The sequence below is a fragment of the Niastella caeni genome (assembly GCF_004834005.1).
Lineage (GTDB): Bacteria > Bacteroidota > Bacteroidia > Chitinophagales > Chitinophagaceae > Niastella > Niastella caeni.
On sequence record NZ_STFF01000006.1, the window covers coordinates 74,269 to 99,411 of the forward strand.

Genomic DNA, 25,143 nt, shown 5'->3' on the forward strand with positions numbered 1-25,143 from the left:
AGCTTATTTGTTATTCAATAATGATCGTTTGAATACTATGCGCATTTGAAGTATGGCCCGCCCAAAAACCATTTGACCAAACATGATAATTAATATTGTTTTCGCTCCGGTTCAATACAACAACTGCCATTTTTCCATCTTTATTTATAAAAGCCGTTGTTTGTAAAGCACTTCGGTTACTCACAGCGCTTATGCGTTTCGCTCCCGGGCGAATAAATTTCGAGAACTGACCAATGTACCAGAATTCATCCCTGATATTTATTTTGCCGGTAACGGTGTTTCCAATGATGGGGGCATAACTAACATTACCAACATGACTGGGACCGCCATTTTGATCAAGCAGCATGTTCCAGTCGCACCAGGCCCTGATGCCGTTGTTTAAATCGTTCAGAATATTATTGCCATACAGCTCGCCAAGCGCCCATTTGTTATTTTCATAAAAAGCAGTTTTGCCCATACTGCCTTCGGTAAAGATCAGGTTCAGATCAGGAAATGCCTTATTCACCTGTAATACATTGTCATACATCGGCGGCTCATTTGTCCACGTTTCATACCAGTGCAGGCCGGCTCCCCACACGTATTTTGCCGCCTGTGGGTCTTTTAGGATAGTGCTTACATATTGAAACACCAGGTCGCGGTTGTGGTCCCATACAATTATCTTTTTACCGGAAAAATTGTTTTTTGTAAAGGCGGGCCCCAAACCATTTTTAATAAAATCCCTTTCCTCTTCCGCGCTAAAGAGACACGATTCCCAGGGAGCGTTGTTCATTGGCTCATTCTGAACCGTAACACCCCAAACCGGAACACCTGCGGCATCGTATGCCTGCATAAACTTTACAAAGTAATCGGCCCACACCGGGTAAAATTCTTTTTTCAACCTGCCCCCATGCAGCATATCATTATTGTCTTTCATCCATGCCGGCGGGCTCCAGGGGCTAGCCAATAAAGTAAGCTGACCATTCAACTTATCATTCGCCTTTTTTATTAATGGGACCTTATACTGCAGATCATGATCTATGGAAAATGACTGAAGCGAAACATCATTATTCTTTACATAAGTGTATGATTCGCTTGAAAAATCGCAACTATTCATATTGGTCCTTCCAAAGGTGTAGCCAATGCCATGCTGAGCATCATAATAAGCAGTAAGAATGGAATCCTGAGCCGCCTGGGGAAGTTTTGCAAATGTTTCTGCAGCGGCATCTGTAAGCGCACCGCCAAAACCTATAATGCTTTGAAATTGACGGGATGGATCTATAAAAATACATACATCCGTTTCCAGTGGTTGTGCTTTTGGCTCAAAACCAATTGTTGCCCTTTGAGTTATTTTCTCATTGGTGCCTTTTGTTGTTGAATAAACAATCCCTTTTGAATCCCAGCGGATCTCTTTTATTGAGGAAGAATCACTTATTTCAGCCTTCTTCCTGCAACCTGGCAGTGAAAACACGAACAATGCCGGGAGCATGATCATTAAAGCAAACAATGTTTTATTTTCCATAATAGTTTTTTAAACTGTTATTCGTTTACCATCCTGAATTTTGAGCCCAGCCGGTTTTGGTAATTTCATCCTGCGGTACAGGATACCAATTCATTTTGTCTTCAAAAACCCTGTTCTCCAGCTTTGTAACAGTATAACTGTATGTACTGCCATTTTTAATGATCTCTATACGGTTCACAGGCTTATTTAAATGGGTAGTTCCCCCTTTCCATCTGCGTACATCCCATAAACGCTGGTCTTCAAAACCCAACTCCACATTGCGTTCATGTTGTATGCTTTGCTGGTTAAGCTGTGCCGCAGTCAATGAAGGCATTTGCACACGCTGCCTCACCAAATTCACCGCCTGCAATGCCGTCATGCCATAATTTTTAGGATCTGCCGTTGCCCCATATGCATTGTACATAGCTTCCCCATAATCGAGTAATATTTGTCCATACCGGAAATAGATCCAGGTGTGTGCGGCAGATGTGCCGGCTACCAGGTTCACCGACTGGTTCACCCATTTTGAAAGATAATAGCCGGTTTTGGTTGCATTCAGCATTGGCAGTCCACTGTTACCCCCCCTGAATGTTTCAATAGCCGTAGAAGAAAATGTAACGCCATTATATACCACGGTGGCGGCCATACGTGGGTCACGGTTTGCATAGGGATTTTCAGCATCGGTAGCATTTGACCAGTCAAAAGCCCTTGCACCGGTAATATTACCGTTATTATCTTTTTGAAGCACCTCAAACTGATCTACAAAATTTTGTGTTGGGGTAATGCTGTTGCCATCGCTATTCAGAAACACAATGGGGAAGTTGCCTCTTTCAACGTTGTTGGTATTGCCATAACGCCGGTAAAAGATCAGTTCATTGGAACTGCCATTATTGGCGCCAAACAAATTTGCATAATTTGCATCCAGCGAATACCCATTCGATGCAATAACTTCATGAAATGCATCCGCCGCATCGGCCCAGGTGGCCGTAGCGCCGGCCTCCCTGAACAATGGGCTTGCCCCATACAACAATGCTTTTGCTTTCAATGTTTTTATAGCGCCGGAGGTTACACGGCCCTGGCTGTACCAGGAATAGGGCGACAGGTTTGAAGGGATAATGGTAGCCGCAGAATCACATAAAGCAACAATGTATTTGATGCATTCATCAACCGTATTGCGCGGCAAGTTTTTCCAGGTAGCCGCATCGTCATAGTTCAAAGGCTGGTTCATAATGGGCACACCTGCATACCGCTTTACCAGATCAAAATAAAAGAACGCTTTCAGGAACAGCACTTCGCCCTGCATGAACTTTACATTGTTTCGTGCATTGAACCAGGCCGATGAATCGGAAGTGGTAATCTGCCCTTTGATATATTCTATATTAACCTTTTCTTTATTGGCCAGATAAAGATTTGCCTGTCTGATGCCATTAAAGTTCCGCCACCACGAACCATCGGGATTGTTGTATTGATTCCAGATGCCATTGTTAAAGGTGTGCGACGCCCAACTGATATTCGTTGCTTCTGCATTCTCTGTTACAGCTTCATAATCCAGCAACGAAAAGCCATCGGGCAAATAACTATAAACATTCCATACCGCCTGCTGGGCATAGTTGTAATTGGTGTACAGGTCATCGGGCGATACATAGGTTTTTACTTCATTCACCTCCAGGTAATTCTTTTTACAGGACACACCTGTAAAGAGCATGGCGAATAATGATATAATGACAGCAAGTTTCTTCATACACTATATGATTGTATTGTGTGTATTAAAATTTTATATTAAAGCCGAAATCCACCACCTTCGTCAACGGATAACCCATTGAAAGATTCTCCGGTTCCAGCCCATCGATCCGGTTAAAGACAAATAAATTTGTTCCATTCACAAATACCCTTACCCCACCCGCTTTTTTCAAAAATCCTTTCTTCGAAAAAGTATAGCCCAGTTGCACGCTACGGAGTTTGATAAAACCACCTTTACGCAGCCAGAAGTTGGAAGACTGGTCATTATTGGGATTACTGAGCGTAGAAAGCCTGGGGGTTGTTGCCGTTAAGGCAGTCGCCGGCGTAAAGCTATTGTTTGAGAATGCGGTGATATTATTATTGTTCACGAACGGATGCGTATAGTTGTAAGCCACGGTAAGCAGATTGACCGTCCGGTGCAGAACGCCTTGTGCAAATGCACTGAGATCAATTCCTTTCCAGGCAAACCCAATGTTTAATCCAAGGGTAATTTCCGGCACGCTGCTGTACCCGAATGGTTGTATATCGTACCCATTGATCACCCCATTGTCATCGAGGTCTTTATATTTCAGGTCACCGGGCTTTACATTGGTAAAAGACGATGCAACCACACCTGCTTTTAAATTGCCATTGGCATCAAAATCAGTTTGCTGATAAAAGCCGTCAAAGGCTAACCCTTTCTCCTGGTTAACAGCAAAGCCTTTTTGATAAAGCCGGTCAAATGGTTGTGCCGTCTCTGATCTCTCCATTATTTTATTTCTTGCAAAAGCCGCAGAACCGGAAATATGGTATTTACAATCGCCTGCTTTGTTGTCATAATTAATTACTGCTTCAAAGCCCTTGTTGTGCACCACACCACTGTTTACCCAGGGCAAATTAAAGCCGGTGAAAGCAGGTACACTGGCAGCAGGAATTTCATAAATGCCCGTACGCTTTTCGCTGAATACGTCTACTGATGCAGACAATGTTTTCAACAAACGGATATCAAAACCAACATTGAAACTTGTTTTTAATTCCCAGGTAGCATTGGGATTTGCCAACTGTGCGATCGCCATGCCGCTTTGCAACGTGTTACCGCTTCCCGTGATCCATCCGCTTGCGCCGTTTGCCTGCTCTGTATACAGAAAACGATAACTTTCATTGATATTTCCCGCAGAACCATAAGATGCCCTGAATTTTAAATAGTCAACAACCCTGCTGCTTTTCAGCAAGCCTTCATTCGACGCCACCCATCCAATACCAACCGCAGGAAAGAAACCATACCTTTTTCCTGGTGCAAAATCAGCAGACCCCATGTAAGCGCCGCTTAGATCAACAATATATTTTTGCGCATAATCATAGGTTACACCGGTAGACAATCCCTGTACACGTACGGCATAGGTTTGCCCGTTGTGCAAATAGCTTACTCTTCGCCCCAGTACCGTCGCAGAAAATGTGTGTTTTCCAAAAGAGCGGTTATAGTCGAACCCCAATTGCAGCGTATTTCGATTCCAGTGAAACGTTCCCCCATCACCGGTTGAGCGCGGCACATCATTGCCAATGGTTTTGTAAACAACGTTGCTGTCTGCATCCCTTACCGGCAGATCCTGTGCATTTTTCACTATTTCATAGGTCCGTACAGCATATGACGTCATATAGAACCCGCCATATTGATTATTGAACGACACACCGCCGGTAATATTCAGGCCTGGCGTTATTATATCCAGTTTTTGCTTTACGGTTACACCTGTTTGTAATGTTCTTGTATGGGCACTGTAAATACCACTTTGCTGCAACAGCTCAACCGGGTTAAAATTATATACCGAGCTGTTGCCCCAGGTACCGTTGGGATTCTTTACCGGGAAAGCCGCTGCCGGAATGGTCATGAGGTTATTAAACAATTGGCTGGCAGAGAAACCAGAAGGGGTGTTACGGTCTTCAATAATGCCGGAAACGGTGGCCGATACCAAAAGGTCTTTGGTAAGGTCAATTTCGGCATTGGCCCTGAGGTTGATCTTGTTGTAAGTAGCGTTTGTGCCAAAGTCTTTATTAATTGCTTTTGCATTTTTATACAACCCATTTTCGTTCATATAATCTACCATTACAAAATACCGCGCGGTCTGGTTACCGCCTCTGAACGACAGGTTATAGTCCTGCATGTATGACCTATTATTCAATAGTTCGTTATACCAGTTCACATTGGGATGAAAGGGATCGTTGGCAGCCTTGTATAGATCAGGATTTGGATACTTAGGTGAGAACCCATCATTGACCAGGGCCTGATTATACAATGTTGCATAATCATACGCATTCATTACCCCGGGTAGCTGCACAGCGCTTGAAATGCCATATCTCGCATTGAGCACTAATTCATTTTTAGGCATTGCTTTCCCTTTTTTCGTGCGGACACTTAAAACACCTGCACCGCCCTGCAACCCAAACCGGGCCGTAACAACTGCATCTTTCAGCAAGGTCACCGATTCTATCTCGTAAGGCGACAATGCGCTCAGGGCGCCTGTTTCAACCTGGAAACCATCGAGTAAAATAACCAGTTGGTTGCCGCCGATATTCCAGCTTGTTTGACCGCGTACATACAGGGAAGGATTATCGTATCCCGGCTCTCCTGAACCCGTAACCACGGTGAGGCCGGGTATGCGGCCCTGCAGCGTATTCAATAAGTTGCCGGTAAACATTTTACTGAGCTCCCTGCCGCGCAGCGTATAAACAGCACCGGTATTTCGCCATTGCGGTTCCTTCCTGAAGCCCAGATCGACCACTGTATCAACAACACCCGCATCACTTTCTACTGTGCCTCGTGTATTAATGACAATCGTTGACTGCGCCATTGAAACGATGCAACAGCACAGCATGGTTGACAAAACCAATAATATTTTATAATGCTTTTTCATCTGTTCTTTTTAATTTTTATTTTGGCCAGATGGATCTTACCATGACAAAATTTTCACTGCCTTATGTGTCAAACTGAAGATTTTGTCATGGACGATTCATTTTATGTTTTTATTTCTTCAATGGGCAGTTGACTTACCATCCCGGATTTTGTCCGTTCCAGTCTTTTCCGTCGCCTAAATAATTAATGCTGACCTGGGAGCTGGGGAAAGGCGTATAATAGTAACGCTTTAAAAATGTACGCCTCATGAAATCAACCACCCGCCAGTTTCTCTTCAAGGTGCCCGATGTGGCATTGGCTTTCGTTTGTATACCATGCAATGTTCCATTCAGCACATCATATGCTTTCAGCCAGCGTTGAAGATCACTAAGGCGAAATCCTTCATAAGCAAACTCAATTGTTCTTTCGTTCTGCACAGCATCCCTGAAATCGTCGGGGGAAGAAAAGTTCTTATTAGGCATACCCGCTCTTTGCCTGATCTTATTAAGATAAGTGGTAGCTTCACCCTGGGGTCCCTGGTATTCGTTCAGTGCTTCTGCATAGCTCAGGTAAAATTCGGCCAGCCTGAAAACAGGCCATGCAAAATGATTATCATTGAAGTTGTCTATACGTGATACGAACTTATACGTTTCCAAAGCATAGCCGTCGTCACCCACATCACTGTGTCCAAAATCAGTTGTGGGATATTGTGCGCCATCACCAAGGTAGTATGACAATACGCCGCGTTGGCTATTGTACCACATGCCATCGTATAAGATAGTCTGGTAAAAACGCGGATCGAGGTTCATTGCCTTTATCCATGTGGGAAAATCGTCGCCTGTGCTTGTCAATGGCAACGTCCATCTTGTGCCGTCGCGTTTTTCATATTGTTGTATAAATTCAAGCGGCACATTATTTTTAAAGGCCCATTGTCCCTGTCTTACTTTGGAAGTCATCCAGAGGCCCCAAAACCAACCACCGTACCTCGACGCATCCATACTTAAGGTATTCACCAGGATCAACTCCGAATTACCATAAACGTTGGAGACAGCTTCATAATCGCCCAAACCTGCATAAGAGTCATCATTTGGTGTGGTTTCTGCCTTGCCGGTATAGTACAGGGCAATGCCCGAAGCGGGTGCAGCATTTATAACGTCCCTGGCCGCATTGGCTGCCGTGAGCCAGCGTCCTTTATCGTAATTGGCATAAGCGAGCACGGTATCATGCTCGTTTCCAAAACGGGCGCCATCAACAGTTGCCTGCATGGAAGGTGGTGTATTGTACAAAGGGCTTGCAGCAAACAACAGCACCCTTGCCTTTAATGCTTTTGCAGCAAGGCTGGTAGCCCGGCCGTAATCTGTAGCGGGCCAGGTTGCCGGTAATAAAGCCGCAGCCTGATTGCACCAGTTCACCATGCTGTCTATCGTAGTGGCTACCGAACTTCTATGTATTTTCAATTGGTGCGCACCATCCAGCGGTTCCGTTATCAACGGAATACCTCCATACTGACGGAATAATTCAAAGTGCTGCATAGCCCGGCAGAACAATGCCTGCCCCTTCACCTGGTTTTTCCAGGCATCATCGGCATCTGTTACTTCATCTATATTTTTCAGCACCAGGTTGGCCTGCCTGATGCCAAGATAATGGCTTCCAAACCCACCTCTGTCAATAGTTGCATCCACTGTTGCAGTTCCAGTAACATAGCTTCCAACATTCACCATCCAGTCATACTCCGGATGGATCATATACAATTCATCCGTCACCATATCGGGCCTGGTCATATCATGGTTGGTATTTTTTGGAAATCCTGACGGAATGCACAAGTTGTACATTTGCGCTACGGCGCCTGATGCATTAAGTTTTGTATTGAACACCGTATCCACCGTAAAAGTGCCGCCCTGCGGCTTTTCCAGAAAATCTTTATTGCAGCTCACAGTAAGCAGCCCTGTAAAAAGGAGTACTGCAAATAATATTGAAATTGGTTTCATCTGTTCATTTTTAATTTTATTTTGGCCAGATGGATCTTACCATGACAAAATTTTCATTGCTTTTTTTGTCTTAATGAAAATTTTGTCATGGACGATTCATATCCAACGACATTTATCAGCCAGTTAAAAATTGAGATTTACGCCTGTGTTATACGTTTTGTAAATCGGGTAGCCTATATTCCCGAGATTTTCCGGGTCGCCCCATACTTTTGCCGGCGACCAGGTATACAGGTTATTACCACTGACATAGATCCTCGCCGATTTTATGCCTATTCTTTTCATAAAGGCGTTGGTAAGCGTGTAGCCTACCGCAAGGTTTTGTAACCTTACATAAGAAGTATTGATGAGGAAAAAAGTATTACCCGCATTGTTGGGCCCGGTACCTGCCGCGTTTTTATCATAAGCTGCCATAGGGAAAGAAATTTTATCCCCTGCATTATATCTGTCTATGGTAAACCGGGTTAGGTCAACCGAAAAGATTGCCTGTTGCTTATCAATATGAAATTGCCCTAAACCGCCTCTTGCCACCCCGGCAATGCCTGCAAACAAAACTGATACATCGAATCCTTTGTAACTGCCGCCGGCCGTAAGGCCAAAATTGTATTCGGGATTAACGGTGTTGCCCGTTCTCGTTCTGTCTTTTTCATTGATCACTCCATCGCCGTTCAGGTCTTCGAGGCGAACGTCACCAGGTTGCAATGGCCTGCCGCCATAACCCAGGTCTTTTACATATACAGGCTTACCACTTACATTGGTGTATGGTTTTCCGTTGCTCGACGCCAGCACAGGCTGCGACAGAATAGGATTTCCATTGGCATCGGTTTCATAGAGTTGCGACCAGGAAGTGTACAAACCGTTGGCCTTTAACAATAGCTGCTGCCCCACCGCATTCCCTGTGGCTGCCTGGTATTCCAGCCCCGGAACAATAGCTTCGTCCTGGAACACTATTTTATTCCGCTGAATAGCGGCATTGCCATGCAGGAAAAAACTAACGCTTCCTACCTTGTCGTTATAGCTAAACTCAAGATTATGTCCCCAGCTTATTACTTTTCCCAGGTTGTACGGTGGCAGATTGGCCTGAACGAACGCCGGAACAGTTCCTTTGTAAGAAAGGATATTGGAACGGTTGTTCCTGTAATATTCATAAGTAATGGAGAGCTTGCTTTTAAAGAGATGGAACTCTGCCGCCAGGTTCAAATTCCTGGAAACCTCCCAGGTTACATTTGGGTTTCCCAGTACTGATTCATCATAACCATTGATATATTGTTGGTTATTCAGGGCGCCGAATGTATAACCGCCATTACCTCTCCAGGTATTGGGCAGGTACAGGTAACGTGCGCCGCCTATATTATCGTTGCCCACCTCTCCATAAGAGGCACGCAATTTTACAAATCTTACGGTGTTGTTTACCGGAAAAAAAGATTCGTTGCTTAACACCCACGCCGCGGAATACGACGGGAAGAAACCGTATCGCTTCCCTTCCGGAAAATTCTCTGAGCCATTGTATCCCATATCATATTCTACAATGTATTTGCCTTCATAATTATAATTGACCCTTCCCGTAACCCCCTGATAGGCGTGTGGCAGATTGTACTGAAGTGTGGGATCATATTTCTTTTCCCTGCTGCCCAATACCATGGCAGAGATGATATGTTTACCGCCGCCGAAAGAACGATTGTAATTGACAGATGCTTCGGTATACAGCTTGCGCCATTTTCCGAGGTTGAAGTCGGCATAGATCTGCGACGGGGTAGCTGCATTAAGTTGTATGAACACCGGATCTAACGGGTCGCCATTAGGATTTGGCTTTATTGCATATAACACCGGCGTATAATGCCCATAGCTTCTGCTGGCAAAATAACTATCATAAGAGCCCAACGCTTTTATAGAAAGACCGGGCGTAATCCTGTCTAATTTATACTCCGCATTCACAGAGGAATTTAAGATACTATTGTTGGTAACATTCCAGTAGTTACCATTTTCTATTGCATACATGGGGTTGTATTGTTCATAGCCGCCGGCTGAATAAGGCAGTACATATTTACCGTTGATGATACCAGGAGAACTCATAGGAAAGGCCCACCATATTCTATTGTACCAACTGGATGCATCATTGTCCATACCGTTAATAGTAACGTATTGCGTTCCCAGGTTTACAGACATTTTGAGATCTTTCGCAACATCGAAATCGAAGTTCCCGCGCAGGTTATAGCGGTCCTTGGAGAATTGCATCTTGTCGGGGAAGGCCATGTAATCGGTCTTGAAAAGCCCGCCCTGGTTCAGGTAACCAAGCGATACAAAATATTTCATAAACCGCGTGCCACCGCTCACATTCACATTGGCCTGCGACATAGACGCATATTTCTTAAATAACTTGTCGACCCAGTTGGTATTAGGATGTAAATAAGGATCGTACCATGGATTGGCCTGGCCATTATCGAGTTTGGGTTTATCGGCATTCTGAAAATATTTCAGATCATTGTCTGTAAAATTAAGCGACCCGTCATTTCTCCAGTTAGCATCACGCTTGGCAACATAATCATCCCAGGTTTGTATATCCGGATCTTTCGCGTGTTTGACCCAGTATTCTCCCATGGCCCTTTCATTGATAATGGTTGCATAATCGTACGAATTGGCGAATGCGGGGAAATTTGTAAAAGACGAAACAGATGTTTGCGAAGTAAGATTGATTGAAGGAGCGCCCTCCTTTCCGCGTTTGGTGGTGATCAAAATAACGCCGTTTGCGCCACGTACGCCATAAACGGCGGTTGCAGAGGCATCTTTCAAGATGCTTATTGAACCTACTTCATTTGGGTCAATGTCTTCGTACGTATCTCTGGCAACACCGTCTACCATGATCAGCGGTGCGGTTTGACCGGTATACGTACCAACGCCCCTGATCGTTAGTACCGAACCATCGGAACCCGGCTTTCCTGTACCCTGCATGGCCACCAGTCCCGGCAGTTGCCCTTTCAATGCCGTGCTTAGATTGGATACAGGCGCCTTTACCAATTCGGAGCCGGTAACGGTGCTTACAGATGCAGTCAGGAATTCTTTCTTTTGTTTTCCATAACCAACAATGACTATTACCGCATTCAGGCTGTCGGCCTTCGTTTCCAGTTTCACTGAAAACTCCTTTTTCCCCCGCACAGGAATTTCCTGGCTATAATAACCAATGTAAGTAAAAACAAGTGTGCCATCATCAGGTACAGCCTTCAACAAAAACGCTCCGGATGCCTCTGTTGTGGTGCCTCTTTTGGATTCTTTCAGCATAACCACAGCACCCCTGATGGGCGCACCCGACGTGTCGGTTACACGCCCGTGTACATCCCTCACCTGAGCATGGATGCTTGTTGCGGAGCTTAGCAGCAGCACCGTGATCGATAATAGTAATAACGAAAACTTCATAATTGGCAAGTTGAGTGAATCAGTATTGTTTTGGTTGCTTTTGAAACGAAACGTCCAGGCTTTTAAGTTTCAATTCCTCTTTTGACTGCATCCTGATATTTGAATAATCTTCGCCAGGGAAAAAGATGGCAGTCATTACCGTTAACCCGTCACCTGTGAACAATTCAACAGAAGCCTTATCAATAATAAGCGTACAATCAAAATTTTGTGATGTAGAAAACCGCGGCGCCATATGCCTTTTTCCAAAATCTTTTTCAAAACCAACGTTCCCAGACCTGGTTCTGTCGATAAAGAATTCATTCCTGCTTTTATCAAAACCAATAACCAGTTGTTCATCCAATGAATTGGAAAGGGTGATCGAAAAATCTTTCATTGTATCGCCGGCCATTTTTATTATGGCAGGACCCGTTAGTTTCCCTGTTTTTGCAGTGAGATCAAGATCAGTGACCAGCATATTTTGAAACTGTAATGAACGGCCGAACAAGTTATTTACTGCAGCTACCGGCGTTGAGGCCAATAAATATTTACCGTTCAATTTCTTTAGCGATAACTCACGGGGCACTGTCATGGCGCCCCGCCACTTTTGTGTAGGAACTACCTGCGCATATTGCCAGTTACTCATCCATCCTAAAAAAAGCTTTCTGTTGCCGGTGTTCGAGAAAGTAACGCCTGCATATTCATCAGGACCATAATCCAACCATCTTGTTTCCTTATCAAATGGGGTGAATTGATGACCATCAAAATCACCCACAAAATATTGAGTTCCGGAACCGCCATTGGGACCACCGGGATTTATGTTTACGATCAGCACCCAGATCTTCTTTCCCTGATAATTCAGGGAGAACAGATCGGGACATTCCCAAACACCGCCATGAGCGCCTGTTTCTTTTCCGAATGCCGATTCTTTTGTCCAGTCTTTTAAATTGGGCGAAGAATAAAAGGTGATGTGGTCTAATGTGGCCAGGGTCATGATCCACTTATCAGCCACTTCATTCCAGCTCACTTTAGGATCACGAAAATCTTTGATGCCTGGATTTTTTAAAACCGGATTGCCTTTATACTTCGTCCATGTTTTTCCTTCATCGAGACTATATGCCAAACTTTGATTCTGGTAATCACTTCTTCCTTCCTGCTCCCCTTTCACACTGTGATGGGTGAAAATGGCAACCAGTGGAACCTTTCCCTGCCGGCCAAAGCCTGATGTATTTTTATAATCTACCACTGCACTTCCTGAAAAGATCCATCCAAGGCTATCGGGATACAAAGCAATGGGCTGATGTTGCCAATGTATTAAATCCCTGGTTGTGGCATGCCCCCAGTGAATGGGCCCAAACACAGTGCTGCCCGGATGGTGCTGGTAAAACAAATGATATACACCGTTATAATGCACCATTCCATTCGGATCATTCATCCAATGTTCTTTAGGAGTGAAGTGGATCTGCGAACGATGTGGCTCATGGTAATATAGTGTAGTTGCAGCTTGTTTTTGCGCACTACATAAAAAGAAATGGAATGCAAATGCTATAGTAAAAAGATGTTTTAATAATAACATTGAATAATTATTAATGAAGTATCAATGAATGTTCTATTTGCTCCAGCGATTTGCCTTTTGTTTCGGGCATCAGCTTCCATACAAACAATAATTGCAATACCATCATGGTGGCGAAAAATAAAAACGTGTTACCAGCGCCGGCTTTTTCGGCCAGGTAAGGAAAAGTAAAAGCAATAACCGCAGCCATTACCCAATGCGTGGTGCTGCCAAGGGTTTGGCCTTTTGCTCTTACAGATGTTGGAAATATTTCGGAAATAAATACCCAGATTACAGCGCCTTGTGAAAAAGCAAAGAAGGCGATGTACACAAAAAGAAAAACGGGTACGGACCAAACACTAAAGCTTTGCTGGTAAAAAGAATAAGATACCAGGCTAAGCGAAAAGATCAAACCAGCCGAACCAATCATCATCAGGCTTCGCCGGCCTACTCTATCTATAAAGCCCATAGCCAACAGGGTAAACATAAAATTCATTAGTCCCAGGCCAGCTGTTGATAAAAGGGAAGAATTTTTGCCAAGACCTGTCATCTCAAAAATGCGCGGTGCATAATAAATAATGGCATTGATGCCCGACACCTGGTTGAATATGGCGAATAGCATGGCCAGCATTACAGGTGTTTTGTATTTTGCCAAAAACAGTTTCGGTCGTTCCTCAGGCATATTGTTGGTTGCACCTGTTTGCTCAATGCTTCGCACAAGTTCTTCGGCGCTTTCCGGTTCAACAAGCCTGAATATAGCACGTGCTTCGCTCAATTTTCCTTTTTTCAATATGAGCCAGCGTGGACTTTCAGGGACCAATTGAAGCAATAGCAGAAATACAGTAGAAGGAACTGCCTGTACCCCCAGCATCAGCCGCCAGGAGTTGTCGCCATTTAAACCAATAAGATAATTGGAAAGATAGGAGATCACTATGCCGAATACGACGTTGAACTGGAATAAGCCTACCAGCATACCGCGTTTGGAAGGCGGAGAGATCTCTGAGATATAAATGGGAGCAGTAACAGAGGAGGCGCCTACACCCAAACCGCCCAACAAGCGAAATACAAGGAACAGGTACCAGTTGGTTGCGAGTGCGGTACCTAAAGAAGATACCAGGTATAAAACAGCGATAATGTATAATGTCTTTTTCCGGCCCCAGCGGTCGCACGGATACCCGCCAACCAGGGAACCGATCACTGTACCAATTAATGCGATGGAAACGGTAAGACCATGCTCAATGGTATTCAGGTTCCAGTACAGCTGTATAGTTTGCTCGGCGCCGGAAATAACAGCCGTGTCGAAACCAAATAAAAAACCACCAAGCGCTATTACGATAGACCAGGTTAATGCAATCCTTTTTTTCATATAACAAGCCTTAACCCGCCAAAAGTATAAGCGGATGCGGCCTGGCGCCTTTCAAAATTCAATCAATCACTTTAGCTTTTTCGTCATTTATATTTTTATGATTAATAAGCTGAATACTAATCATTTAATAATATAGAATACTAATTTTTAAAGGTCCGGTTTACGTTTTTCAACATAGGTATTAAAAAATATATCATTTTTATAGTACCAAACGATTGCTTGTATAACATGAGGTTATTTGTAGTGATATTGCTGGTAGCCATGCTGCCTGTTTCCTGCGCCGATTACACAAAGGGCAAACAATACGTTATTGCGTTTTCCCAGTGTATGGACTATGATCAATGGCGACAAACCATGCTGGCGGAAATGAACCGGGAGCTTTCTTTCCATAATGATGTCCGGTTCATATATAAAAATGCCAACAGCAACAGCGACACCCAGGTGGCACAGATCAATGAATTGCTGAAGCAGCGGATCGATCTGTTGATCGTGTCGCCAAACGAAGTAGCCCCCCTCACACCTGTTATTGAAAAAGTATCTGATGCAGGCATACCTGTTGTTTTGATCGACCGGAAAACGAATTCCGATAAATACACTGCCTTTATCGGGGCCGAAAATTTTGAGGTAGGCCAGAATGCGGGTCAGTTCGCCGTTTCTGTGCTGAAAGGGAAAGGAAAAGTAATGGAAATAACGGCGCCGGAAGATGCTTCTCCATTCATTGACCGGCATAATGGATTTATTCATGTTATTTCACGGTACCCCGGCATTCAATTCCTGAAAAAAGCAAAGGCTGGCAATGCCCAACACTTCGACAGTACCATAAAAGAAGCCGGTGAACCGGACCTCATTTTTGCACATAACGATGCAATGGCAAATGATGCCTACCAAAGCTGCCAGCGTTTGGGCATTGATAAAAAGGTAAAGATCATTGGGGTTGACGGCCTGCCGGTAAAAGGAATGGGATTGGATATGGTGGCCAATAAAAGTATCATTGCAACCGTGCTATACCCTACCGCTGGCAAGGAAGCGATCCTGACCGCATTGAACATTTTAAGCAACAAACCCTTTAAAAAAGAAAATCAGCTTTTTACTACGGTAATAGATTCGGGCAACGTACGGTTAATGAAAATGCAGGCCGAAAAGCTGATCAGCCAGCAATATGATATTGAAGAACGACAGAAAATACTCGACCGGCAGATCATCATTTCACAAAACCAGGAAACGGTAATATTTATTATTGCCATTACCCTCAGCCTCACGTTAATATTAGGAGGCCTTTCCTACTATTTTCTAAAAGAAAACAAGAAAATAACCAACCGGCTCGAATTACAGAACAAGGAGATCTCTTTGCAAAAAAATCAACTGGAAGAACAAAAGAACCAGTTGATCGAGATGGGGGCCAAAGCCGAGGAGGCGCACCAGGCAAAACTGAACTTCTTTACCAATATCTCGCACGAATTCAGAACACCGCTGTCGCTTATTTTAACACCGCTCGAAGAAGTGGCCGGTAATCCGCGGTTGCCTGCCGGTATACAACAAACACTGAAACTCGTAGAAAAAAATGTGTTGAGGTTGTACAAGCTGGTTAACCAGTTGATGGATTTCAGGAAAATAGAGTTTAATAAAATGCCTGTTAATGCCGCGGAGCATGATCTTGTTGATTTTATACAGGAGATTGTGCACACGTACAATAAGCTGGCGCAAAGCAAAAACATCCATCTTCGTTTTATAACAACCGAAAGAACATTACCGGCCTGGTTCGACGCCGGCATGCTGGATAAGGTACTATTTAATATGCTATCGAATGCATTTAAATTCACCAAAGAAAATGGATTTATACAGGTGAGTCTTCAGCAGGAGCATAGTAACGCTGTTATCAGGATCGAGGATAGTGGCGTTGGTATGTCGGAAGAAATTATACAGCATGCTTTTGACCCTTTTTTCCAGGGGGAATATGAAAACTATAAAGGAACCGGACTTGGACTTGCCTTATCAAAAGAGCTTATTGAATTGCATAAAGGCACAGTGGCCGTAAAAAGTGAAAAAGGCAAAGGCACCACATTTGAGATCCGTTTTCCGCTCACGGCTATGCAGGTTGCTGCCCAAGCATCAGCAGCGCCTGCGCTCAACCATATCATTAGTGAAGACGCTAAAATATATACCACAGAATTGTATCCCGCGCTTCCATCAACGACAGTTGCACCTGCTTTTATCAGAAAAGAATACAGCATACTGATCATAGAAGACAATGACGATCTGCGACAATTTATGGCGAACCGGCTTTCTGTGCGGTATGAGGTCTTTGAAGCGGCCAATTCGAACACGGCGCTGAAAACAGCCCTCGATAATTCGCCCGACATCATTATTTGCGACATTGTGATACCAGGTAAAAATGGTTTGGAACTGACGAAAATATTCAAATCGGATGTGCGCATGGCGCATATACCGGTAATTTTACTCACAGCACGTAATACCGACGAACAAAAAATAGAAGGTTTTAAAACCGGCGCCGATGCTTATATTACGAAGCCATTCAATTTTCAATTGCTTGAGCAACATGTTATTGCCTTATTGAATAACAGGAATAAATCCAAAGAGCATTATTCCAGTGACACGATGCCAGGTATAACACAAATTACCAGGAAAAAAACAGACCGCAAGTTCATCAGTGAATTTTCGGCGATCGTAGAAAATAATATCAGTAATGATGCATTCAGCATAGAAGATATTTGCCGCGAACTGAACATTTCACCCGCACAGCTCTCCAGAAAAGTAAAAGCATTGATGGAATGTAACGTAAACGAATACATTGTTAATACCCGGTTGAAAAAGGCAAAATATTACCTGCAGCATGAAAATCTTACCATTGCCGAAATCGCATTTAAAACGGGCTTTTCTTCCGCCGCGTATTTTTCTACCGTATTCAAATCGAAATTTTCAATTACGCCTTCAGAGTTTAAAGAGGGCCCTGGCAGGGAATAGGGGAAAGATATTGAATTGAACAGTACTAAATTGCGGCATTTTTCTTATTTTTAAGATATTGTAAAATATACATGTCTGTTCAATTCACCATACTGCCCAATGAGAAGGATCTATTTGTGCGTGCTGCAGAAGGTGATCAGACCGCTTTCACCAACATTTTCGATCATTACTCGCCCCGCTTATTTGCTTTCATTCTAAAAATTACAAAATCACAGTCTGCAGCAGAAGATATTACACAGGAAGTATTTTTAAAGCTCTGGACAAACCGCGAAAAACTCCCGGATATAAAAAGTTACAGTTCTTACATTTTTACTATGGCCTTTAATTACACGGTCAATTACATCAAAAGAAATATTTGGGAAGCTGGCAAGTTGCGCATTATTGAAAACAACGGTATTACTCATTCGAATATTACTGAAGAAATAATAGATTTCAACGAAAGCAACCTGCTTGTTCAGCAGGCCGTTCAGCAGTTGCCGCCACAAAAGAAGATCATTTACAAACTTAACCGTGAACAGGGCCTTACGCTTGAACAAATTGCCGGGCAAATGAACCTGTCAAGAAATACAGTGCGAAATCATTTGGCCGAAGCGATCAATTTTATCAGAACGTACATTAAACAGCAAACAATATCAGTAATAGTACTTATACTTTCCAATAACCGCCTTCATTAACTTATTTAAGGTTATAATAACGCTTATAACGCTCATTCAATTGCTTATGCTTATCATCAAGATCTATTTCCCTTCCCTGTATGTAAGCCCTGAGAATAATGCTGGTACGCATATCCAGAATATCGCCGGCGCACACTAAAACATTTGCATCTTTACCTGCTTCAAGGGTGCCGGTAACGGAATCAATGCCTAAAATTTTTGCTGTATTCAGCGTAATGGCAGCCAGCGCCTCTTCTTTTGTTAATCCATATGCCGCAGTTGTTCCGGCATTGAACATGATATTACGTAACTGGTAAGAACCTTCCTGACCAATACAAAACAACACCCCTGCCCTGTGTAATTGCCACGCTGTTTTATAAGGCTGGTCAATGTCATCATCCTGCATTACAGGCAAACGGTGCGGCGCATTGAGAATAACCGGAATGTTATGTTGCTTTATCAGATCTGCGATCATCCAACTGTCGGTTCCCCCTGCAATGACAATATCAATTTCCTGCTCCTTTCCCAGGTCAATTGCCATCAGCATTTCTTTAACACCATTACAATGAACGATCAATTTCTGCTGATGATTGAACAGGCCCTTTACCGCTTCGTAATTCAAATTGATGGCTGCATGGTTGCTTTCTTTTAAATAAGCCCTTGCTTCGGCTAAAAAAGACCTCGCCTGCCGAATAGCCCCCATTACCCTTTGCATATTGCCTCCACCGGCCTCATCGCCGTCCTCTGCGGCCTCCATTCTTAAACCCGGAATATAAAAGTGTATGGCATTATCTTTTTTATATACGGCATCCTTATTGTTCCAGGCATCTAACTGCACTACTGAAGAAGTTCCCGCAATAAGCCTTCCCTGCGGCACAATATGCGCCAACAAAATTCCATTCGACCTTAATGTATTGATCACCTTCGAATCAACATTATAAGCCACGAGTGAACGAACAGCCGGCGAAAGCTGCCCGATCTCAGCATAATCATTGGTGGATTTTATACTGGATACTTCAGCAAGCCCCAAATTACCAGATGCTGCTATGAGTCCCGGATAAACATGCTGACCACTGCAGTTTATAATTTTTGTACCGGTAACCGGAACCGTGATTTCATTCCCAACAGCAATGATCTTGCCATCGGCGAAAGCAATAGTTCCATTATTTACAACCTGGCCATTTCCTACGTGAATAGTGGCGTTGGTCAAATAAACGGGCGAAGATTGGGGTGGCGCCGGATACACCGTTTCCTGTGCATTTGACTTTACCCGTAAAAGAACAGTAAGAGAAATGATAAGTATTACCTTTTTATATCGCATGCTTATAAGATTATTTTTTTATTTATTCCTTTTATAATTGTTCCTCTTCCCCGTAAAGTCCTTCGCAGCTCCATACTTCTTCTTCCGTTGCTTTTGCTTTTTGAAGCGGACCGCCTTTTTTCTTTTCGGCAATCATTTTCTGGATCAACCGGTTCCTTTCCTCGCTGATCCGTTTACGCAAAAGCCGGTCGCATTCTATATCGAAATATATTATTCCATCCACCATTGTCTTTTCGGCTTTGGCATAGATGCTAAGCGGATGATCGCTCCACAATACCAGGTCTGCATCTTTACCCTCCTTTATACTTCCCACCCTGTTAGTTATGTGCAGCAACTGCGCCGGATTGAGGGTAACCAGCTTCACAGCCTCTTCCTCACTCATGCCGCCGTATTTCATCATTTTTGCGCCTTCCTGGTTCAGTCTTCTTGCCATTTCTGCGTCATCTGAATTGATAGCGGTTATTACACCAACTTTGCTTAAAATATTTGCATTATAGGGTATGCCATCAACCACTTCCATTTTAAATGCCCATCTGTCAGAAAAAGTTCCAACACCCGCTCCATGCTGCTTCAGTTGCCCGGCAACTTTGTACCCTTCCATGCCGTGTGTAAATGTATTTACGCGAAAGCCAAACCGCTCTGCCACTTCCATGAGCATAGTTATTTCACTTTGCACATACGAATGAGAAGTGATGAACCGTTTTTTATACAGCACTTCAACCAAGGCGTCCAGCGTCAGATCCTTTCTAACGCCATTTCCTTTTTTTGCATATTCGCCGGCTCTTGTAAATACATCGATCAAAGCCTGTTCTACCCCCATTCGTGTTTGCGGGAAACGGGTTCCCGGCCGTTCACTGCGGTTGGAGTGTTTTACATTTTCACCCAGTGCAAACTTTATAAAGGGATCATTATTCCCGAATTTTAATTGTTCCGGACCGGCGCCCCATCGCAGCTTTATGAGTTGTGATTGTCCGCCTATAAGATTGGATGAACCAGGTAGGATGTGTGATGCAGTAACACCACCACTTAATTGCCGGTAAATGTTTATATCATCGGGATTTAATACATCTTCAATCCTTACTTCAGCAGTTACTGTATTGGAGCCTTCGTTTACACCTCCTGAAATAGCGATGTGGGAATGTTCATCGATAATACCGGCAGTAAGATGCTTATTGGTTCCGTCGATGATGCGGGCACCCGGAGCGGTAAGGTCTTTGCCAACCTGGGCTATTTTTCCATTTTTGATCAGCACATCCCTGTTTTGCAACCTGCCCTCTTTTTCGTTCGTCCATACAGTTGTGTTTTTTATTAAAAGCGTTTGCTGTTCCGGCTTATTTTCCCAGCCATAGCCATTAAACGGGTAATAGATTGCAGCATTTACATTACTTATTTTTCTCAACGCATCGCCCTGCTTTGTGTTCAAAGATTGGGCTGGTTGAATAAGTTTCGCTGTCCAGTATAACGATGTTCCGGCAGTATCACGACCTACGCCATTCCATCCGGCAATTGATCCTGTGCCACTCAACAAAATTTGTTGTTTTGCTCCTTTCTTACAGGGAAAGGTAAGGGAGACGGTTTGCCCTTCGACATTTATTTTGCCTGGCAAGGTATCATTGCCGTGAATTACAGTTACTGCCGGAATTTTCACTGAACCACCAATTTGTAAAGTATAGTTTATTCCATTACCTGCATTATTCACAACCATATTATAACTTCCCCGCACATCGAACAAGGCATCTTCATTTATGGCGTATTTATCGCCCTGTATCCAATTTTGATAAATAATAGTTTGTTCTTCGAACAGGGGGCCAGAGGTGATCAGCAGGTTGGCTATTTTCCCAGTTTCCAAAGAACCTAACAGGTCATTTGTTCCTATAATCCTGGCCGGGGTTGTAGTTAAAGCTTCCAGCGCTTTTTGTTCGCTTAATCCATACTGAATGGCCTTCCTGATATTGGGTATAAAATCTTTGACATCCTTTAATCCAAATGGGGTAAAGCAGAATGTAATTCCAGCTTTTTCAAATGCAGCAGGTTGGGTTGGCGCCATTTCCCAGTGCTTCATGTCTGCCAGGGACACATAACGGGCATCGGCGGGGTCCTCAAGATCCATCGCCAATGGAAAATCTACAGGCAGAATGAAACTTGCATTCGTGGCTTTCATTTCGGCCATACGCTGGTATTCATTGCCATCGGCTTTTATGATATACTGTACGCCAAATTCATCGCCTGTTTTGTCGGCTCGTAATACGTCCCATTTGTTTTCTGCTGAAAATATTTGCGGCAATGTTTGTTGGGCATTCCATGCTTTAAGACTTAAGTTCACCCCTTCGCCGGCGGGGTTGGTTTTATACCACCTGGCATCGAGGAACGTTTGGCGCAGCAAAGCAATGGAGCCCATTAATGAAAAGGGATAGGTTTGTGTGGAGCTGCCTTTATCGAAAGAATAAAAAGCAGCCGCTTTTTCTTTTATCATTAATTCATTTTCCCTTTTGCTGCCAGGAGTAACCAGGGCGCCTGTACCACGGGCAATTCCATCCATTTGATGTATGACCACACTGCCAAAGCCGGCGTCGCGGATCTTTTTAGCATCGGCCCCATTTATTGTAAACAGGTCACAGGCATTCACTTCGCTTTTTATGGCCTGGTTCCAGCCATAGGCTCCTTTGGTATTGGATATAAACTGTGGGGTGTTTGTAAATACCTGCGGCGCCTTTTTAACTGCAGGCGTTCCATAACCGCTGAACAGGTCGAGAAAAGAGGCATAGATATATTTTCCACTGCAATCAATAACTTCCGCCTCTTTAGGTATAGGTGTTTGTTTATCGCCCACGCTTATTATTCTTCCGTTGCGGATAACCAATGTTCCATTTGCGATCGTTCGGGCAGGGTCCTGTACAATAGTGGCATTGGTAAAGGCGTAACAGGCTATTTTTGGATTGCTTATTCCATTTACCGGAAAAGTTTCCTGTGCTATACCAGCAAGCGACATTTGGCACATCAGGATCAGCACAGTTATTTTTATTAATAATTTTAAACGGGCCATAATTCTATTTTTTTGACAGCATTAGTTTCATTAACTCAATTGCTCCGGTTTTTCCTTTCAATTTCAGATCTTCTCTTTCGGTATTATCGCCTACTTCATATACCAATGCTTCCATTCCATGCGAAACAAAAAAATAATTGCGTGAAATAATGGCGGGTTCCATCTTGTCATTGGGATCAATTTTAGGATCGTAACCAGGGAACGAGGCTTTTAACTTAGTAAGCCATTCGGGCACCAGGCCGGGCATATTTCCCCTGAGTTTCGGGTCAACGGTGTAGTAGATATCGCCGTAAGTAGAATGAAAATCTATCCCGAAATAGAATTTACCACTTGTTTCTTTCTCCTGCTTCTTAATAAACTTACTTACTGCAAGGCATTCCGGCTGGTTAAACTTTGTCCAGTCCCTATTCAAATCAATTCCACCTGCATTATGCCGCCAGTGGCCGTTCTCCACACCATCGGGGTTCATCAGCGGCACTACATAAACGCTGTAATTTTCCCTGAACTGTTTGGCAAGCGGAGAATTGTTGCACAGGGTCTCTACAAAAGATCTCATTGCCAGGTAGCCCGTCACCTCAGGCGGGTGCTGCCTTGAGATGATCATGATCATTTTTTTTGAACGCCTTCTGCCAATATTTAAAACATACAACGGCCGCCCTTCTTTACTCTTTCCAATTTCGGCATAACTGATAAATGGCTTTCTTGCCATCTCTTTTATCCAGTTTAGCGTATGCTTAACAGTTTGAAGTTCCTGGGCGCTGACCCATAACGTATCCGGCTTCAGGGAAAGCCTGATGCTTACATCTGCTGTAGCTGAATCTGATCTGGCCGGGCGTTTCTTTTCAAAATAATCGCAGGAATCAATGGGCTTCCAGTTTAATGCGTTAGCACTAATTTTAGGATAATAGCGGTGCGATACCCCCGGCGGATAAGTAAAGTTGATATAGATTGTTCTTTTTCTTTTAGACCAGATAGCGAACGAATACCAGGGGCTGGGATTCACAGGTACGTTTTCGGGCGTTATCAATACGGTGAATGTGCTGTCATTGTTCTGCATAATTCCATTCAGCCTTGCCCCCGAAAAATTGTTTGAAAAAACGATAGCCCCGTTTTCAAATGGAAAATTTCCTTTCCATTGCTTTTGTACCGGTCTCGAAGTAGTTTCTACCGGTCTTACTTCGCCCTGTCCCTGAAATACAGGTTTAGACTGTGCTAACAGGTTGGTGCTTAGAATTAAAAACCCTGCTGCCAAAATAGTTTTATTCATCTGGTGTGCTTAAAGTTTAATCAATAGAAAGGAAGGTTTTCCCGCTTAATGCAATCATGCGCATCAAAAGGAAAAACAAATTCACCGGGCACTGGTTGTATTACTGATTTACCTTCGTAACAGAATATAGTCCGGGCTCGGCAGGCGCTTGCTCGTTTGATAATATTTCCGCTTCAGGATAAATAAATCGTTGGATATACTGTGTAGCAGTTGCCGTATTCAGCGGAAAAGGCACTGCAATATCTGAGTCGCTTTTTTTCAATCTCCTGGCATCATCGAAAGGCATAAAAGTTGTAAACCCTGAAATATATCTTTCTTCTATAATTTCCCGGAGCAATGCTCTTGTTGGGTCTATTCCATCCATATTTTCTATACCAAACGCATTGAAGTCGGTTACCACATAATCATCATATTTTCGAGCCTCTGAAGTAAAATTCGAATTAAGAAAAGTGCCTGCTCTTAAAAAAGTTCTTAGCGTGTTCAGGTAACCCAGGCCTACAGACATACCTTGTGTTCGTGTTCCCGCTTCGGCCAGGATCAATAAATTTTCCTGGTAGGTGATCATGGGTTGTGATTCCAGCGAATAGGCAATCCCCAAATTTGCGGCTGCGCTGGTACGGTTTATTTTGTAATATTTCAGCCTTGCGTTCTCATTTGTTTTTGTATTGTTCCTCGATATGCCGCTGGTGGCGTCGAGCAATTTGATCATATAACTATTTTCAGTACCCATATTTGGCCCTCCTGTGAGTACGATATAGATCTTGTTTTTGGCACTGTTATCGGTGCTTGTGCCGGAAGGCTTAAACACCATATTGTTTGCATAAGCTGAAATGCCTTTTTGAGCTGCGGTGTAAGCCAGGTCATACTGCCTGGTGTACATGTAATACCGGGCTTTTAACGTAAAGGCCGACTGCAACCATTTTGTTCTGTTTCCGCTAAAAATATAATCCTGCAGCACTACACTTCCTGCAGCGTTATTGAAATCAGTTACAGCTTCATCAAGCATTTTTTGCAAACTATCAAAAACTGCCAGTTGATCATCGAACACGGGGTCGGCAATATCGGTTACCGCCTGCGAAAACGGCACATCTCCAAACAGGGAGGCGTAAGTGCCGATGAGGTGGGCTTCCAACACTTTTGTTATGCCCTGGTACAGCGGGTTGGCCATTGTTCTTTTGCGTATTTCCCGTAAAGGAGTGATCACACTTTGGTAGCCATCCCAGTCAAAGTCGGAATTGGTAACATTATAATTATACCTTTCCTTCTCTACCTGTTCAACCCCTACCAGTTGTCCCGAATAGTAACCTGCCATTCTGCTTAATGGGCCTAATTGTATGGCAATGTTCGATAATTCGGCGCCATTAAGGAAAAGACCGGCATCAATTGCATCGGGCGTAAGTTGATTGGGATTATCATTACGACCTGCTACCAATTTCTGACAGCCCGATTGGGTTGCAATTATAATGGCAGCCATAATGTATATATTATATATCGATTTCATAGT

At 43.6% G+C, this 25,143-nt stretch carries 13 protein-coding genes; 2 read left to right on the plus strand and 11 right to left on the minus strand.

From position 1 onward, the window contains the following. Positions 1 to 10: 10 nt before the first annotated feature. From FAM09_RS20835 to FAM09_RS20865, 7 genes are all read right to left on the minus strand, one after another. Positions 11 to 1,498: a glycoside hydrolase family 30 protein gene (locus tag FAM09_RS20835; protein WP_136579084.1), complete on the minus strand. Its 1,488-nt coding sequence runs from the start codon at positions 1,496 to 1,498 to the stop codon at positions 11 to 13. 25 nt (positions 1,499 to 1,523) lie between these two features. Beyond that, positions 1,524 to 3,218, minus strand: coding sequence for a RagB/SusD family nutrient uptake outer membrane protein (locus FAM09_RS20840; protein ID WP_136579085.1), 1,695 nt, complete (start codon positions 3,216 to 3,218; stop codon positions 1,524 to 1,526). A 25-nt stretch (positions 3,219 to 3,243) separates the two neighbouring features. After that, positions 3,244 to 6,105 (minus strand): SusC/RagA family TonB-linked outer membrane protein, encoded by a 2,862-nt coding sequence (locus FAM09_RS20845; protein ID WP_136579086.1) that lies wholly within the window; start codon positions 6,103 to 6,105, stop codon positions 3,244 to 3,246. Between the two features lie 133 nt (positions 6,106 to 6,238). Beyond that, positions 6,239 to 8,071 carry a RagB/SusD family nutrient uptake outer membrane protein gene (locus FAM09_RS20850; RefSeq protein WP_136579087.1) on the minus strand — a complete coding sequence of 611 codons (1,833 nt, stop codon included), beginning with the start codon at positions 8,069 to 8,071 and terminating at the stop codon, positions 6,239 to 6,241. A gap of 123 nt (positions 8,072 to 8,194) precedes the next feature. Continuing rightward, positions 8,195 to 11,479 (minus strand): SusC/RagA family TonB-linked outer membrane protein, encoded by a 3,285-nt coding sequence (locus FAM09_RS20855; RefSeq protein WP_136579088.1) that lies wholly within the window; start codon positions 11,477 to 11,479, stop codon positions 8,195 to 8,197. Between the two features lie 19 nt (positions 11,480 to 11,498). Then, positions 11,499 to 13,031: a glycoside hydrolase family 32 protein gene (locus FAM09_RS20860; protein WP_136579089.1), complete on the minus strand. Its 1,533-nt coding sequence runs from the start codon at positions 13,029 to 13,031 to the stop codon at positions 11,499 to 11,501. Between the two features lie 10 nt (positions 13,032 to 13,041). Beyond that, positions 13,042 to 14,373 carry a sugar porter family MFS transporter gene (locus FAM09_RS20865; RefSeq protein ID WP_136579090.1) on the minus strand — a complete coding sequence of 444 codons (1,332 nt, stop codon included), beginning with the start codon at positions 14,371 to 14,373 and terminating at the stop codon, positions 13,042 to 13,044. Positions 14,374 to 14,601: 228 nt separating this feature from the next. On the opposite strand from FAM09_RS20865, the gene FAM09_RS20870 reads away from it, so the two are divergent. After that, positions 14,602 to 17,355, plus strand: coding sequence for a hybrid sensor histidine kinase/response regulator transcription factor (locus tag FAM09_RS20870; RefSeq protein ID WP_243751741.1), 2,754 nt, complete (start codon positions 14,602 to 14,604; stop codon positions 17,353 to 17,355). 71 nt (positions 17,356 to 17,426) lie between these two features. Further along, positions 17,427 to 18,029, plus strand: a complete 603-nt coding sequence (locus FAM09_RS20875; RefSeq protein ID WP_136579091.1) for an RNA polymerase sigma factor — start codon at positions 17,427 to 17,429, stop codon at positions 18,027 to 18,029. Position 18,030: 1 nt separating this feature from the next. Here FAM09_RS20875 and FAM09_RS20880 read toward each other — a convergent pair whose 3' ends face one another. The 4 genes from FAM09_RS20880 to FAM09_RS20895 all read right to left on the minus strand — a co-directional run bounded on the left by FAM09_RS20880 (position 18,031) and on the right by FAM09_RS20895 (position 25,140). Further along, positions 18,031 to 19,329 (minus strand): amidohydrolase family protein, encoded by a 1,299-nt coding sequence (locus FAM09_RS20880; protein WP_136579092.1) that lies wholly within the window; start codon positions 19,327 to 19,329, stop codon positions 18,031 to 18,033. Positions 19,330 to 19,360: 31 nt separating this feature from the next. Beyond that, the gene (locus FAM09_RS20885; RefSeq protein WP_136579093.1) at positions 19,361 to 22,372 is read right to left on the minus strand and encodes an amidohydrolase family protein; all 3,012 of its coding nucleotides are present in this window, start codon (positions 22,370 to 22,372) and stop codon (positions 19,361 to 19,363) included. A 4-nt stretch (positions 22,373 to 22,376) separates the two neighbouring features. Further along, positions 22,377 to 23,639 (minus strand): M14 family metallopeptidase, encoded by a 1,263-nt coding sequence (locus tag FAM09_RS20890; RefSeq protein ID WP_136579094.1) that lies wholly within the window; start codon positions 23,637 to 23,639, stop codon positions 22,377 to 22,379. Positions 23,640 to 23,739: 100 nt separating this feature from the next. Then, on the minus strand, positions 23,740 to 25,140 hold the full coding sequence (locus FAM09_RS20895) for a SusD/RagB family nutrient-binding outer membrane lipoprotein (protein ID WP_136579095.1): 1,401 nt from the start codon (positions 25,138 to 25,140) through the stop codon (positions 23,740 to 23,742). Positions 25,141 to 25,143 lie beyond the last annotated feature (3 nt).

Coding starts and splice junctions, on each gene's coding strand:
- FAM09_RS20875 (WP_136579091.1), top strand. CDS start 17,427: ATGTCTGTTCAATTCACCATACTGCCCAATGAGAAGGATCTATTTGTG.
- FAM09_RS20860 (WP_136579089.1), bottom strand. CDS start 13,031: ATGTTATTATTAAAACATCTTTTTACTATAGCATTTGCATTCCATTTC.
- FAM09_RS20880 (WP_136579092.1), bottom strand. CDS start 19,329: ATGCGATATAAAAAGGTAATACTTATCATTTCTCTTACTGTTCTTTTA.
- FAM09_RS20845 (WP_136579086.1), bottom strand. CDS start 6,105: ATGAAAAAGCATTATAAAATATTATTGGTTTTGTCAACCATGCTGTGC.
- FAM09_RS20895 (WP_136579095.1), bottom strand. CDS start 25,140: ATGAAATCGATATATAATATATACATTATGGCTGCCATTATAATTGCA.
- FAM09_RS20890 (WP_136579094.1), bottom strand. CDS start 23,639: ATGAATAAAACTATTTTGGCAGCAGGGTTTTTAATTCTAAGCACCAAC.
- FAM09_RS20855 (WP_136579088.1), bottom strand. CDS start 11,479: ATGAAGTTTTCGTTATTACTATTATCGATCACGGTGCTGCTGCTAAGC.
- FAM09_RS20840 (WP_136579085.1), bottom strand. CDS start 3,218: ATGAAGAAACTTGCTGTCATTATATCATTATTCGCCATGCTCTTTACA.
- FAM09_RS20865 (WP_136579090.1), bottom strand. CDS start 14,373: ATGAAAAAAAGGATTGCATTAACCTGGTCTATCGTAATAGCGCTTGGT.
- FAM09_RS20835 (WP_136579084.1), bottom strand. CDS start 1,498: ATGGAAAATAAAACATTGTTTGCTTTAATGATCATGCTCCCGGCATTG.
- FAM09_RS20885 (WP_136579093.1), bottom strand. CDS start 22,372: ATGGCCCGTTTAAAATTATTAATAAAAATAACTGTGCTGATCCTGATG.
- FAM09_RS20870 (WP_243751741.1), top strand. CDS start 14,602: ATGAGGTTATTTGTAGTGATATTGCTGGTAGCCATGCTGCCTGTTTCC.
- FAM09_RS20850 (WP_136579087.1), bottom strand. CDS start 8,071: ATGAAACCAATTTCAATATTATTTGCAGTACTCCTTTTTACAGGGCTG.